This window comes from Lysobacter spongiicola DSM 21749 (assembly GCF_900167055.1).
Classification (GTDB): domain Bacteria; phylum Pseudomonadota; class Gammaproteobacteria; order Xanthomonadales; family Xanthomonadaceae; genus Novilysobacter; species Novilysobacter spongiicola.
Genome location: NZ_FUXP01000001.1, coordinates 629,169 through 643,745, shown reverse-complemented (window position 1 = coordinate 643,745; position 14,577 = coordinate 629,169). Strand labels below are relative to the sequence as shown.

Genomic DNA, 14,577 nt, shown 5'->3' with positions numbered 1-14,577 from the left:
GTTACTTTCCGAGCCGCTCCACCAGCGCCCTGAGCGCGGCCTGGGTCCCGGGCTCGAACCATCCGTCGACGAACCTGTCGAGTTCGATGTGCTCGTTCTGCAGCGCTTCCACCACGTCCGCCCGCGCGATGCGACGGGTCTGTAGCACCGCATCGCGCGGCAAGGACAGCAGCTCGCGCATCCATGCGAGCGCCCGTACCGTGACCAGGTCGGCCTCGGCGAGCTCATCGACCAGCCCGATGTGCAATGCGCGGTCCGATGCCACCATTTCACCTGATACCAGAAGGCGCTCCGCGCAATTGTTCCCCACCGCGCGGCGCATCAGGCGCTGGATTCCTTCCGGTGCCACCAGGCCCACGCGCACCTCGTTGAGCCCGATGCGGAAGTCACCCTCGGCCATCACCCGGTAGTCGCAACACAGTGCGAGCACGCAGCCGCCGGCGGGAGAATGCCCGGTGATCGCTGCGGCGACGGGCACCGGGCAGGTGGCGATGGCCCGGGCCGCCGCGAAGAATGCCTGCCAGGCTTCCACCAGCGCATCGCGGTCGTCACCCAGGCCGAGCAGGTGCGGTACATCCAGGCCTGCCGAAAAGATCCCGGCACTGCCCGACAGGATGATGCCGCGTGCATCCGCCACGATCGCCGACTCGAGGGCGGCCCGCAGTTCGCGGCACAGCGCCGGATCCAGCGCGTTCACCGGCGGGCGCGCGAGCGCGATCTCGACAATGTCGCCGTGGGTGATTACCTGCACCCGGCTCATCGCATCACCCCCTGCGGCCAACGGTAGCGGACGGTGTACTCCAGCTCGCGCTCGCCCCCGGCCGGCACGGTGACATCGAAACCGACCCGCCGGTCCTCCTTCTTTTCGGGCTCTACGCTGCTGGAGATGATTTCCCATTCGCTCCAGCGCGGAAGCGGTTCCAGCACCTCGACCTGCACATCCTGCTGCCGGGCGTTGCGCAGGGTGATGCGGAAGGATTCGGTGAGGGAGCGCCCGTTGGCGTCGAGACGGAAATCGGTGGATTCGCGTTCGGCGCCCAGGTCGAACGCCGTCCCGACTTCCAGGTGGACTTCGCTCCCGGTGGCAGTGTGCTGCAGCGTGGATTCCCCGAGGAAATCGTCGCCGTCCTGGAGCCGCACCCGGCCCGCCGGCAGCGGCCGGCCCAAACCCGCGGCTTCGGTATTGGCGACGGTCACCGCCACCGTTACCGGTAAGGCACCGGTACGGCCATGCTGGCCCGGCTCGAGTAACGGGAAAGGCGGCTGCCACTGCGCATCGCCGGCATCGACGACGTAGCCGCGCTCGCAAGCCACCGATGCAGCCGCCGGGAACAGCGGTACGCGTTCGGTCGAACCACTGCCGATGCGGATGGTGCCCGGGACCTCGTAAGCGTGGTACTCGGCCGATTCGCGCTCGATCGGCATCTTCGCTGCCGGGGCAGCGCGTGCCATATCCTGGTACATCGCTTCCGGGGAGCCGCCGCTGCCGCGTGCCACGCGACGCGGCTCGCCCGCGACCAGCGTCAGTTGCGCATCCGAAAACGACACCCCGGCCCGGTTGGCGATCAGCGCGGCACCCTCCAGGGCGAGCTGGCAATCGTTGCCTTGCCCGGCTTCGGCACCTGCGTCTTCGATGGTGGCCAGGTACTCGGCGCGCCACGCCAGTCCGCCCATCGGATAGGCCAGGGTGAAGCGAGCATCACCGGGACTGGCGGCGGTGACGGTCCACTCGATCCGCGCCTGCTGCGGCAGCAGGCGCGCGCCGTCCACAACGGAGAACGAGTCGTATCCGCGGATGGTCTTGATCCGACCGTCATTCAGCGCGAGGGTGAGCCCGTCGCTTGCGTCGACGAGCACGCCCGAGTCGGTCTGCTTTGCGTTGCCGGAGGTGTGCTCGACGGTGATCCGGTGCCCGAGCAGGCGTGAGACCAGGTCCCCGGTGCCCGTCAGCGCGGCGACATGCCGCTGCGACTCGATCGTGACGCCCGGGGCCTTGCTGCGCAGGATGGCGGCCTCGACATCCGTGCTCGCCGGCATGCCCGTGGCCGAAATCTCGTTCGGGCCCGCCTGTAGCTGGTATTCCAGCGGACGTTCGACCAGAGCGTAGCCCGGCATCGAAGGGGATGGGCTGGCTGTCTGGGCGAGTGCTTCGTAGTCCCCGCTGTAGATGGTCAGCCGGGTGGTCCCGCGGGATCCCGGAGTGGCTTGGCCTTCCGTCGTGGGCGAGTCCCCACGGACGCTCGCGGCCGTCGTGTCCGGCGCGGGCTCCCCGGAACACGCCGCGAGGACGCAGGTGAGCACAAGCAACTGGGGACGGTGCATTCGCGAACTCCGATCTCGGCCTGCCGGTATCATAGGCCGATGAACCCGATCCGTGCCTCCCTGTTGTCCGCACTGGTGCTCGCCAGCATCACCTTCGCGGCCGTCCATGCCGGCGAATGCATCCCCCGCATCAGCGATGGCTGGGTGCGTTTGCCACCGGTGGAGATGCCGATGATGGCGGGGTTCGGCCGGATCGAGAACGACTGCGCGACGGCCGCGACGATCGTCGGGGTGCGCAGTGGCGCGTTCGGTGATGTATCGCTGCACGAGACCACCGTGGTGGATGGCGTCAGCAGGATGCGCGCGTTGCCGCGGCTCGATATTGCTGCCGGCGCCAGCGCCACCCTCCAGCCTGGCGGTTTGCACCTGATGCTGATGCAGCCCGTGCGGCCGTTGGCCGAAGGCGAAGCGGTGCCGGTGGAATTCCTGCTGGAAGGCGGGGGCGTGGTCTCCGGCAGCTTCGAGGTCCGCGGTCCCGGCGGCTGATCAGGCGCCGGGCGAGCAGGCCGTCCGCACCGCTTCCGGCAGCGTTGCGGCGGCGCCGCTGTCACGATCGATCCAGACCATGACGACGTTGCCGTCGCAGTAGAGCGTGGCCGGATCCGCGGCATCGACGATGCGATGCCCGACGGTCAGGCTGGTGTTGCCCAGCCGCTCGACGAACAGCTCGATGGCGATCTGCGCCGGCCACGTGATGGGGCGACGGTAGTTGAGGTGCGCCGCCGCCACGACCGGCGCGACGTGCTCGTCCAGTCCCTGGCCGGGCACCTCCATCATCCACTGCAACCGCGCCTCTTCAAGGAAGCTCAGGTACTTGGAATTGTTGACGTGGTTGAACGCGTCGAGGTCGCGCCAGCGCACCGGCATCGGTACCCGGATCAGCGTGGTCGGGTCCGCCGCCGCCGGCTTGCCTTCCCCGCCTTCGCGCTGGAGGCCGGCCGTCTGCATCGCGGCAGTCTTCCCGGGCGCCTTCTTGCGGGCAGCCGCCTTGCGCGGCTTGCGCTTGGGCTTGTCGGTGGGGATGGCGTCGCTCATGGGCTGGACTTCTTCTTGGTGGCCTTGCGGGCGCGGGGGGGCTTGGCGGCGGTGGCCGGTGTGGCGGTCTTGCCCGCCGATGCCTGCTGCAGCAGCGGGGCGAGGAACCGGCCGGTGTAGGAGTGGTCGAGCGAGGCGATGTGCTCCGGCGTGCCGGACGCGAGGATGGTACCCCCTCGATGGCCGCCCTCGGGGCCCAGGTCGACCACCCAGTCCGCCGTCTTGATCACGTCCAGGTTGTGTTCGATCACCACCACGGTGTTGCCGTCGTCGCGCAGGCGGTGCAGCACGGCCAGCAGGTGCTCGATGTCGTGGAAGTGCAGGCCGGTGGTGGGCTCGTCGAGGATGTACAGCGTGCGGCCGGTGTCGCGGCGCGACAGCTCCTTCGACAGTTTCACGCGCTGCGCCTCCCCACCCGACAAGGTGGTGGCCGACTGGCCGAGCCGGATGTAGCTCAGTCCGACATCGATCAGCGTTTCCAGCTTGCGCGAGATCGAGGGGATGTTCTCGAACAGCTCCAGCGCGTCCTCGACGGTCATCTCGAGCACGTCGTTGATGTTGTAGCCCTTGTAGAGAATCTCCAGCGTCTCGCGGTTGTAGCGTTTTCCACCGCAGACGTCGCAGGGCACGTACACGTCCGGGAGGAAGTGCATCTCCACCTTGATAAGGCCGTCGCCCTGGCAGGCCTCGCAGCGCCCGCCGCGCACGTTGAAGCTGAACCGTCCCGGCGCGTAGCCGCGGGCGCGGGACTCCGGCACCTGGGCGAACAGCTCGCGCAGCGGCGTGAACAGGCCGGTGTAGGTGGCCGGGTTGGAGCGCGGCGTGCGGCCGATCGGCGACTGGTCGATGTCCACGACCTTGTCGAACAGGTCCATGTTCTCCACCGACCGGTGCGGTGCGACCGGTCGCGATGCGCCATTGAGCTCATTGGCGGCCAAGGGATACAGCGTGTCGTTGATGAGCGTGGACTTGCCGGAGCCGGAGACGCCGGTGATGCAGGTCAACAGGCCGGCCGGGATCTCCAGGTCGACCTGCTTGAGGTTGTGGCCCGATGCGCCATGCAGGCGCAGCATCAGGTCCTCGCGTGGCGGGTGCCGCTTGGCCGGGATCTCGATTCGCCGGGCACCGCTCAGGTACTGGCCGGTCAGCGAACGCGGCGCGGCCAGCACGTCCTCGTAGCTGCCCTGGGCGATCACCTCGCCTCCGTGTACGCCGGCGCCCGGGCCGATGTCCACGATATGGTCCGCCAGGCGGATCGCATCCTCGTCGTGCTCCACGACGATCACCGTGTTGCCCAGGTCGCGCAGGCGGGTGAGGGTGCCCAGCAGGCGCTCGTTGTCGCGCTGGTGCAGGCCGATGGACGGCTCGTCGAGCACGTACATCACGCCGACCAGGCCGGCGCCGATCTGCGAGGCCAGCCGGATGCGCTGGGCTTCGCCGCCCGACAGCGAATCGGCCTTGCGTTCCAGCGTCAGGTAATCAAGGCCGACATCGACCAGGAACTTCAGCCGGTCGCCGATTTCCTTGACGATCTTGACTGCGATCTCGCCGCGCCAGCCGGGCAGCTCCAGGGTGCTGAAGAACTTCAGCGCCTCGTCGATCGGCATCACCACGATGTCGGGCAGCGGGCGTTCGGCCACGAACACGTTGCGCGCGGCAGCATTCAGGCGGGCGCCGCCGCACTCGGTGCAGGGGCGTTCGCTGATGTACTTGCTCAGTTCCTCGCGCACCGCCGAGGATTCGGTTTCGCGGTAGCGCCGCTCCAGGTTGGGCACGATGCCCTCGAAGCGATGTTTGCGCGGGTGTCGGCTGCCGCCTTCGCTGAGGTAGGTGAACGAGATCACCTCGTTGCCGCTGCCGAACAGCACTGCGTTTCGGATGTTCTCCGGCAACTGCTGCCACGGCGTGTCGACGTCGAACCGGTAATGCCTGGCGAGCGACTGGATCAGCTGGAAATAATAGGCATTGCGGCGGTCCCAGCCGCGTACCGCGCCGGCAGACAGCGCCAGTTCCGGGTGGACCACCACGCGCCCCGGATCGAAATACTGCGACACGCCCAGCCCGTCGCAGGTCGGGCAGGCGCCGGCGGGCGCGTTGAACGAGAACAGCCGCGGCTCGAGTTCCGGCAGCGAGTAGTCGCACACCGGGCAACTGTACTTGGACGAGAACAGCAAAGGCGCGGCTTCGGCGTCGTCCAGCGATACCACCTGCGCCATGCCGTCGCCGAGCTTGAGCGCGGTCTCGAACGACTCGGCCAGCCGCTGCTTCATGTCCTCGCGCGGCCGGAAGCGGTCGATCACGGCATCGATGGTGTGCTTCTGGCGCAGGGCGAGCGGAGGCACGGCGTCGATCTCGTGCAGGGTGCCGTCGACCCGCACGCGCACGAAGCCCTGCGCCCGCAGCTGCTCGAACACCTGCGCATGCTCGCCCTTGCGGTCGCGCACCACCGGGGCCAGCAGCATCCAGCGGCCGGCGCTGTCGGGATCGCCCCCGCCCAGCGCGACCACCTGGTCGACCATCTGGCTGACGGTCTGGGCTTCCAGCGGATAGCCATGGTCGGGGCAGCGGGGCGTGCCGACGCGGGCATACAGCAGGCGCAGGTAGTCGTAGATCTCGGTGATGGTGCCGACGGTGGAGCGCGGGTTGTGGGAGGTCGACTTCTGCTCGATCGAGATCGCCGGGCTCAGCCCTTCGATATGGTCGACATCGGGCTTCTCCATCACCGACAGGAACTGCCGGGCATAGGCCGAGAGAGACTCGACGTAGCGCCGCTGGCCTTCCGCGTAGATGGTGTCGAACGCCAGCGACGACTTGCCCGAGCCGGACAGGCCGGTGATCACGATCAGCTTGTCGCGGGGCAGGTCGAGATCGATGTTCTTGAGGTTGTGCGTCCGCGCGCCGCGGATGCTGATGAATTCCATCGCCATCGAGGGGCCTGCAAAGGGGGAGGGGTCGCCGGTGCGGCGGGCAACAGGGGAGCGTATCGAGTGGGGGAAGTGGGGGCAAACGGTGGAAACGGAAGAGGGCGTGCCCCGGCAGTTGCCGCAAGCCGCTGAACCCACTACAATTCCGCTTCTGTCTGCCCCTCGACGGGTACGTCAGCGACCAAAATAACTACAGAGGAACTGGTCATGTACGCAGTAGTTGTAACCGGCGGCAAGCAGTACCGCGTGATGCAGGGCGAGACCCTGCGCGTCGAGCTGCTCGAAGCCGAAGCCGGTAGCGAGATCAAGCTGGACAATGTCCTGATGCTGGGTGACGGCGATGGCGTGAAGCTCGGCGACGAGCTGAAGAACGCCAGCGTCACCGCCAAGGTGGTCGGCCACGGCCGTGCGGACAAGATCCGCATCGTCAAGTTCCGTCGCCGCAAGCACCACCGCAAGCAGATGGGCCACCGTCAGCACTACACCGAAATCGAGATCACCGGCATCGCCGGTGGCGACAAGAAGTAAGGAGAAGCAGTCATGGCACACAAAAAGGCCGGAGGCTCGACCCGCAATGGCCGCGACTCCAACCCGAAATACCTGGGCGTGAAGATGTTCGGCGGCCAGGCCATCGAGGCCGGCAACATCATCGTCCGCCAGCGCGGCACCCAGTTCCATGCGGGTTCCGGCGTCGGCCTGGGTCGCGACCACACCCTGTTCGCGCTCGTCGACGGCAAGGTCGAGTTCACGACCAAGGGCCCCAAGCGCCGCCGCACCGTCAGCGTCGTCAACGGCTGATCGTCGCGCCGCGCAGCTGTACCGGGAGGCCCCGCTTCGGCGGGGTTTTTCGTTTCCGCCATGTTTGTCATCCTGTCACCGTCCCACTGAGGTCCCCCGCATGAAGCTCGTTGACGAAGCCGAAATCCAGGTAAGCGCAGGCAACGGCGGCAACGGCTGCGTCGGTTTCCGCCGCGAGAAATTCATCCCGCTGGGCGGCCCGGACGGCGGCGACGGCGGCAATGGCGGCAGTGTCTGGCTGCTGGCGGACGAGAACCTCAACACCCTGGTCGACTTCCGCCACCAGCGCCAGTTCCGCGCCCAGCGCGGGCAGAACGGCATGGGCCGGCAGATGTACGGCAAGGCCGGCGACGATCTGGTCATCACCGTGCCGGTCGGGACCGTGGTCACCAATGTCGAGACCGACGAAGTGATCGGCGACCTGGCCCAGCATGGCGACCGCCTGCTGGTCGCGCAGGGTGGCAAGGGCGGCCTGGGCAACATGCACTTCAAGAGCTCGACCAATCGTACGCCGCGCAAGGCCCTGCCGGGCCTGCCGGGCGAGGAGCGCGAGCTCAAGCTGGAGCTCAAGCTGCTGGCGGACGTGGGCCTGCTGGGCTTCCCCAATGCCGGCAAGAGCACCCTGATCCGCGCCGTCTCCGCCGCGACCCCGAAGGTGGCCGACTATCCGTTCACCACCCTCTACCCGAACCTGGGCGTGGTCAGTGTCGAGCAGTACCGCAGCTTCGTCATCGCCGACATTCCCGGCCTGATCGAAGGGGCTGCGGAAGGGGCGGGGCTGGGTGCCCAGTTCCTGCGCCACCTGCAGCGCACCAGCCTGCTGCTCCACCTGGTGGACGTGGCCCCGATGGAGGGTGGGGTCGAGGACATCAGCCCGGCGGAGCAGGTGCGTGCGATCGAGCGCGAGCTGGAGAAGCACGACCCCGAGCTGCTCGCCAAACCACGCTGGCTGGTGTTCAACAAGGTCGACCTGCTGCCGGAGGACGAGCGCAAGTCCACCGTGGAGGCGATCATCGCAGACCTGGGCTGGAAGGACCGCTGGTACATGGTCTCGGCCATCGGCCGCGAGGGCACCTGGCCGATCATGCTCGACATCATGGCCTTCTTCGACCGCCAGAAAGAGGATGCCGCCGAAGCCGCCGCGGAAGCCGCTGCAGCCGGCACCCCCGGCGATGCACCCTGACCGCGGCAGCGGGGCCGGCAATCGCTCGCGCCCCTGTTCCACGGTGACTTCCCCCGACCGTAGGAGCGGCTTCAGCCGCGATCCAAACCCGGTCCGCCATCCAGCACCCCGATCGCCGGCGGCACCCCCCTCAACACCCCCCTGTAGGAGCGACGTAAGTCGCGACCGCTCGAGCAATCAACCGATGTACAGGTCGCGACTTACGTCGCTCCTACGGCGTCAGGAAGCTCCGGTGGTACAACCGCCGGGTGAGTACCTCGTATTCCGCGACGGATTCCCTTCGCCCACGAAAAAACCCGGCCGGGGCCGGGCTTTTCCGATGCACACCCGCCAGGGGCGGGCGGCGACCACTCGATCAGGCGGCGGTCTTCAGCGCCTTGATGCGTGCGGTCAGGCGGCTCTTGTGGCGGGCTGCCTTGTTCTTGTGGATCAGGCCGCGGGCGCTGAACCGGTCGAGGATCGGCTGCGCGGTCTTGAAAGCAGCCTCGGCGCCGGCGGCGTCGTTCTCGCCCAGGGCCTTCAGCACCTTCTTGACGGACGTGCGCAGCATCGAACGCTGGCTGGCGTTACGGGCATTGCGCACGACTGCCTGCTTGGCGCGCTTCTTGGCGGACTTGATGTTTGCCACGGCTTATTCCTGAAATATGTAGTTGAAGCAGAAAGAGTTGAACCCGCCACGCGGTACTTGCGGGCAAGTAGACAGGAAATTATGGGGGATTCAATGGTTTGCGTCAACAACCCGCTTGGGGTGCGTCCATGAGCGACTCGAACCCCGGCGCGGAGCCCTCGACCGCCGCCCGACAGCCCGGCAAAACCGGACCGGGCCCCTCCAGGCAGGGCGGCATGCTCCGCTCCACGGCCGTGTTCAGCGCGATGACCTTCCTGTCCCGGATCGCCGGATATGCCAGGGACGCGTTGACGGCGGTGCTCTTCGGTGCCGGCCCCGCGGTCAGCGCCTTCGTGGTGGCCTATCGCATCCCCAATTACCTGCGCCGCATCTTCGCCGAGGGTTCATTCGCCTCGGCCTTCGTGCCGGTGCTGTCGGAGTTGAAGCAGAAGGGCGACCAGGAGGCCCTGCAGGAATTCCTCGACCACGTCGCCGGGGCACTACTGGCGGTGGTGGTGCTGGTCAGCGGGCTGGGCATGCTGCTGGCGCCGTACATTGCGCGGCTGTTCCTGGCGTTCGCCCCGGACGACGCCGAGCGCATCCCGCTGGCGGCGGACATGCTCCGCATCACCTTCCCGTACCTCACCTTCATTTCGATGACCGCGCTGGCCGGGGCGGTGCTCAACAGCTTCCGGCAGTTCGGCCTGCCCGCGTTGACCCCGGTGCTGCACAACCTGGCGATGATCGCGGCGATGCTGCTCCTGGGGGGCTATCTCGACGTGCCGGAGAAGTCCATGGCCTGGGGGGTGCTCGCCGCGGGCGTGCTGCAGGTCCTGGTGCTGTGGCCGGCGATGGGTCGGCTGGGCATCCGCCCCAGGTTCCGGTTCAATCTGCGCCACCCCAGCGTGCAGCGGGTCACGAAACTGATGCTGCCGACCATCTTTTCCTCATCGGTCGCGCAGGTGAACGTGCTGGTGGGTACCGCCTTCGCCTCGGCCCTGGTGCCGGCGGCGCAGTCCTGGCTGTACTACTCCGACCGGCTGATCGAACTGCCGCTCGGGCTGTTCGGCGTCGCCATCGGCACCGTGATCCTGCCGCAACTGTCGCGCCACCACGCCGACGAGGACGCCGGCGGCTACTCAGGCTCGCTCGACTGGGGCCTGCGCATGGTCGTGCTGATCGGGTTGCCGGCCGGCCTGGGGCTGGTGCTGCTGTCCGAGGCGTTGACCGCATCGCTGTTCAACTACGGCGCGTTCAGCGCCCTGGACACCCGCATGGTCGGTTACGCCCTGACCGCGATGAGCATCGGCATCCCCGGCTTCATGCTCAGCAAGGTCCTGTTGCCGGCGTTCTACGCCCGTCAGGACACCAAGACGCCGATGCGGGCCGCTGTGATCACCGTGGTGGCCAACGTGGTGCTGACCATCGTGCTGGTGACGCCGATGTGGTTGATGGACAACCCGTACGCGCACACCGGCATCGCCGCGGCCACCGCGCTGGCAGGGATCCTCAATGCCGCGCTGCTGTGGCGCTACCTGCGCCGCGCCGGGGTCTACCAGCCGCTGCCCGGCTGGCTGCGCTGGAACCTGCGCATCCTTGCCGCCCTTGTGGCGATGGCGGCGGTGGTGGTCGGACTGCGCGAATGGATCGGAGACTGGACCGCCATGACCGTGCTGTGGCGCTGGGTCTGGCTGCTGGCCGTCGTCGCCGCCGGAGCCGGTGCCTATGGCGTCGTGCTGCTGGCCCTCGGGCTGCGCCCCCGCCACCTGCGCCATTGAGGCCCGGCTATACTCCGCCGCGATGAGCAGGCTGTTCAGAGACGTCGACGGCGGGCCCCGATGCCCGCACGGCAGTGTGGTCTGCATCGGCGCCTTTGATGGCCTCCATGTGGGGCATCGGGCGCTGGTGCGCCACGCCGTGGCCCGGGCGCGGGCGCTTGGCCTGCCCGCGGTAGCCCTCAGCTTCGAACCCCTGCCGCGCGAGTTCTTCGCCCCGGGCGATCCGCCGCCGCGCCTGCTCTCGCCCCGGGCCAAAGTCGAGGGGCTGCTTTCGCTGGGCATCGACCAGGTCGGCCTGCTGCGATTCAACTCGGCCATGGCTGCGTTGACGCCGGAAGCATTCGTGATCGAAGTGCTGGTCCGGCATCTGTCGGTACGTGAAGTGTGGGTCGGTCCTGATTTCCGTTTCGGCAAGCGCCGTGGCGGCGACCTCGCGCTGCTGCAATCGATGGGCCTTGCGCTGCAGGCGGAGGGGCAGGGTTTCGCGGCCGGCGCCATCGAGCCGGTGCTGCTCGATGGCGAGCGTGTCTCCAGCACGCTGATCCGGGCAGCCCTGCAGGCGGGTGACTTCAAGGCAGCCGCGCGCATGCTCGGCCGGCCCTATGCGATCAGCGGGCGCGTGGTCCCGGGAGAACGACTGGGCCGTACCCTCGGCTACCCCACTGCCAACGTGCGTCTCGGCGGCAAGGTCCCGCCCCTCACCGGCATCCACGCCACGCGCGTACATGGCGTGGCAGGCCAGCCTTTGCCGGCCGTATCCAGCCTGGGCACCCGGCCCACCGTCGATGGCAGTGAGCCACTGCTCGAGGCCCACCTGTTCGATTTCGACGGCGACCTGTACGGTCGCAGGATCGAAGTCGAGTTCGTCGCGCGCCTGCGTGACGAGGAAAAGTTCGAAGACCTGCCGGCCCTGGTCGCGCAGATGCACCGCGACGCCATCCAGGCCCGCGCCATCCTTTCGCAAGATTCAACACGAGCACCCGCGTGAGCGCCAAGAACAACGACGCCAACCCGTACCGGCACACCCTGCACCTGCCGGCCACCGACTTCCCGATGCGCGGGGACCTGCCCAAGCGCGAGCCGGCCACGCTGGCGCGCTGGGAGGCCGATGGCCTCTACCGGCAGATCCGCGAGAAGGTGAAGGGCCGCGAGCGCAGCTTCGTGCTGCATGACGGGCCGCCGTACGCCAACGGCGTGATCCACATCGGCCATGCGGTCAACAAGGTGCTCAAGGACGTGGTGGTGAAGTCGAAGCTGCTGTCGGGCTTCGATGCGCCGTATGTCCCGGGTTGGGACTGCCATGGCCTGCCGATCGAGATCGCGATCGAGAAGAAGTACGGCAAGGTCGGTACCAAGCTGGATGCCGCCGCCTTCCGCCAGAAGTGCCGCGAGTACGCCGCCGAGCAGATCGACCTGCAGCGGGCGGACTTCAAGCGCCTGGGCGTGCTGGGCGACTGGGAGCACCCGTACCGCTCGATGGACTTCCGCTTCGAGGCGGACATGCTGCGCTCGCTGGGCAGGATCATCGACCGCGGCCACCTGGTGCGCGGCGCCAAGCCCGTGCACTGGTGCTTCGACTGCGGATCGGCGCTGGCCGAGGCGGAGATCGAGTACGCCGACAAGGTGTCCCCGGCGGTCGATGTCGCCTATCCGGCGAAGGATGCCAAGCCGATCGCGACCGCCTTCGAGGTGGTGGCCGAAGAGGGCGTGGAGATCGCGGTACCGATCTGGACCACCACGCCGTGGACGCTGCCGGCCAGCCTCGCCATCAGCATCGGTCCGGAGCTTGATTACGTGCTGGTCGAGGGGCCCGCGCGTGCCGATGGCGGCCGCCGCTGGCTGGTGATTGCCGAAGCGCTCGCCGCGAAGGCGCTCGCGCGCTATGGCGTCGAGGAGGTGGCCGTGCACGGACGCGCCAGGGGCGTCGAGCTGCAGGACCTCGTCGTCGGCCATCCGTTCTATGCCGACCGGGAGATCCCGCTGCTGCTGGGCGACCACGTCTCGGACGAGGACGGCACCGGCGCCGTGCATACCGCTCCCGGCCACGGCCAGGAGGACTTCGCCGTTGCACGCCAGTACGGCCTGGTGCAGAAGTACAGCGCGGCCCAGCTCAACCCGGTCGACGCCCGTGGTGTGTACCTGCCGGGGACACCGCCACTGGGCGATACGGAAGTGGCGGGGCTGCACATCTGGAAGGCCAACGACGCCATCGTCGAGGCCCTGCGCGGCAACGGCACGCTGTTGGCGCTCGCCCAGCTCAACCACAGCTACCCGCACTGCTGGCGGCACAAGACGCCGGTTGCCTTCCGCGCCACGCCGCAGTGGTTCATCTCGATGGAACAGGCGGACCTGCGCGAGGACGCCCTCGCGGCCATCGGCAAGGTCGAGTGGTTCCCGGACTGGGGCGAGGCGCGCATCGCCGGCATGGTCGACGGCCGCCCGGACTGGTGCATCAGCCGCCAGCGCACCTGGGGTGTGCCGATTGCGCTGTTCGTACACAAGGCAACCCAGGAGCCGCATCCGCGCTCGGTCGAGCTGCTGTCGGAGGTCGCCACCGTGGTCGAGCGCGACGGCATCGACGCGTGGTATTCGCTTGACGCAAGCACACTGCTGGGTGAGGAGGCCGATCAGTACGAGAAGGTCACCGACATCCTCGATGTCTGGTTCGATTCCGGCGTCACCCACGAATGCGTATTGGCCCAGCGCCCGGACGACGGCCTGCGCAAGCCGGCTGACCTGTACCTGGAAGGTTCCGACCAGCATCGCGGCTGGTTCCAGTCCTCGCTGCTGACCGGTGTCGCGATGGATGGCGCCGCGCCCTACCGGCAGGTGCTGACCCACGGATTCGCGGTCGACGCTGACGGGCGCAAGATGTCCAAGTCGCTCGGCAACGTGGTCGCACCTCAGAAGGTGGTCGACGCACTTGGCGCCGATGTGCTGCGGTTGTGGATCGCCTCGGTGGACTACCGCAACGAGATGACCGTCTCCGACGAGATCCTCAAGCGCAGCGCCGACGGCTACCGCCGCATTCGCAACACGGCGCGTTTCCTGCTGGGCAACCTTCACGGCTTCGATCCCGCCTCGCACCTGCTTCCGCTGGACGGTACCGGTGATGCGGGCATGGTTGCCCTGGACCGCTGGATCGTGCATCGCGCCCACGGCCTGCAGCAGCGCATCATCGATGCGTACGGCCGCTACGACTTCGCCGAGGTGGTGCAGATCCTCGCCAACTTCTGCAGCGTCGACCTGGGTTCGCTGTACCTCGATGTGACCAAGGACCGCCTGTACACCATGCAGGAGGGCTCGCGCGGGCGCCGCTCGGCGCAGAGCGCGATGTACCGGATCGCCGAGGCCTTCGTGCGCTGGATCGCGCCGATCCTGGGCTTCACCGCGGAGGAGATGTGGGGCCACCTGCCGTCGGAGACGGGGCAGGGGACCCGCGAGGACAACGTGTTGTTCACCACCTGGTACGACGGCCTGGCGCCGCTGCCGGAGGACGCGCCGATTTCCGCCGAGGACTTCACCCGCCTGCTGGCCCTGCGCGAGCAGGTGGCCCGGGTGCTGGAGCCGATGCGGGCGGCGGGCACGATCGGTGCCGCGCTGGAAGCCGAGATCGGTCTGCGCTGCGGCGTATCGGACCAGAACTGGCTGTCGCCACTGGCGGAGGAGCTGCGGTTCCTGTTCATCAGCGGAGACGTCAGCGTCGTCGCCGATGACGACGCCAAGGACGTGGTGGTGGAAGCGGTGCGCACCGGGAAGGACAAGTGCGGCCGCTGCTGGCAGCACCGTGCCGACGTGGGTGTGCACGACAGCCACCCGAGCCTGTGCGGCCGCTGTATCGACAACGTCGACGGCGACGGCGAAGACCGCCACTGGTTCTGACCCACTCGTTCCACAGCAGCACGCCCTCCCTGCCGCGGCGGGGATCCA

12 protein-coding genes are annotated in these 14,577 nt (G+C 68.1%); 7 read left to right on the top strand and 5 right to left on the bottom strand.

All coding sequences use genetic code 11. The features are described from left to right. Position 1 precedes the first annotated feature (1 nt). Entirely contained in the window at positions 2–760 is a 759-nt protein-coding gene (locus tag B5D37_RS03010; protein WP_078757190.1) for an enoyl-CoA hydratase/isomerase family protein, read from the bottom strand. Next, complete coding sequence (locus B5D37_RS03005; RefSeq protein ID WP_159447326.1) at positions 757–2,322, bottom strand: DUF4139 domain-containing protein; 1,566 nt, start codon at positions 2,320–2,322, stop codon at positions 757–759. The genes B5D37_RS03010 and B5D37_RS03005 overlap by 4 nt, the downstream gene beginning before the upstream one ends. Before the next feature lie 72 nt (positions 2,323–2,394). Between B5D37_RS03005 and B5D37_RS03000 the strand changes: the two genes are divergently transcribed. After that, positions 2,395–2,808: a copper chaperone PCu(A)C gene (locus B5D37_RS03000; protein WP_200809186.1), complete on the top strand. Its 414-nt coding sequence runs from the start codon at positions 2,395–2,397 to the stop codon at positions 2,806–2,808. Here the strand turns inward: B5D37_RS03000 and B5D37_RS02995 are convergent, their stop codons facing one another. Both B5D37_RS02995 and uvrA read right to left on the bottom strand, forming a co-directional pair. Continuing rightward, positions 2,809–3,189, bottom strand: coding sequence for an acyl-CoA thioesterase (locus tag B5D37_RS02995; RefSeq protein ID WP_234987705.1), 381 nt, complete (start codon positions 3,187–3,189; stop codon positions 2,809–2,811). A gap of 164 nt (positions 3,190–3,353) precedes the next feature. Further along, on the bottom strand, positions 3,354–6,284 hold the full coding sequence (gene uvrA / locus B5D37_RS02990; protein WP_078757188.1) for an excinuclease ABC subunit UvrA: 2,931 nt from the start codon (positions 6,282–6,284) through the stop codon (positions 3,354–3,356). Between the two features lie 204 nt (positions 6,285–6,488). On the opposite strand from uvrA, the gene rplU reads away from it, so the two are divergent. From rplU to cgtA, 3 genes are all read left to right on the top strand, one after another. Further along, entirely contained in the window at positions 6,489–6,809 is a 321-nt protein-coding gene (gene rplU, locus B5D37_RS02985) for a 50S ribosomal protein L21 (RefSeq protein ID WP_078757187.1), read from the top strand. A gap of 12 nt (positions 6,810–6,821) precedes the next feature. Further along, positions 6,822–7,079 carry a 50S ribosomal protein L27 gene (gene rpmA / locus B5D37_RS02980; protein ID WP_078757186.1) on the top strand — a complete coding sequence of 86 codons (258 nt, stop codon included), beginning with the start codon at positions 6,822–6,824 and terminating at the stop codon, positions 7,077–7,079. Between the two features lie 100 nt (positions 7,080–7,179). Beyond that, positions 7,180–8,262 (top strand): Obg family GTPase CgtA, encoded by a 1,083-nt coding sequence (gene cgtA / locus B5D37_RS02975; RefSeq protein ID WP_078757185.1) that lies wholly within the window; start codon positions 7,180–7,182, stop codon positions 8,260–8,262. 355 nt (positions 8,263–8,617) lie between these two features. Here the strand turns inward: cgtA and rpsT are convergent, their stop codons facing one another. Next, positions 8,618–8,890 carry a 30S ribosomal protein S20 gene (gene rpsT / locus B5D37_RS02970; RefSeq protein WP_078757184.1) on the bottom strand — a complete coding sequence of 91 codons (273 nt, stop codon included), beginning with the start codon at positions 8,888–8,890 and terminating at the stop codon, positions 8,618–8,620. Between the two features lie 215 nt (positions 8,891–9,105). Between rpsT and murJ the strand changes: the two genes are divergently transcribed. From murJ to ileS, 3 genes are all read left to right on the top strand, one after another. Then, positions 9,106–10,647 carry a murein biosynthesis integral membrane protein MurJ gene (gene murJ, locus B5D37_RS02965; RefSeq protein ID WP_078757460.1) on the top strand — a complete coding sequence of 514 codons (1,542 nt, stop codon included), beginning with the start codon at positions 9,106–9,108 and terminating at the stop codon, positions 10,645–10,647. Positions 10,648–10,669: 22 nt separating this feature from the next. After that, the gene (locus B5D37_RS02960; protein WP_078757183.1) at positions 10,670–11,635 is read left to right on the top strand and encodes a bifunctional riboflavin kinase/FAD synthetase; all 966 of its coding nucleotides are present in this window, start codon (positions 10,670–10,672) and stop codon (positions 11,633–11,635) included. A gap of 65 nt (positions 11,636–11,700) precedes the next feature. Further along, on the top strand, positions 11,701–14,529 hold the full coding sequence (ileS, locus tag B5D37_RS02955; RefSeq protein WP_234987704.1) for an isoleucine--tRNA ligase: 2,829 nt from the start codon (positions 11,701–11,703) through the stop codon (positions 14,527–14,529). Positions 14,530–14,577 lie beyond the last annotated feature (48 nt).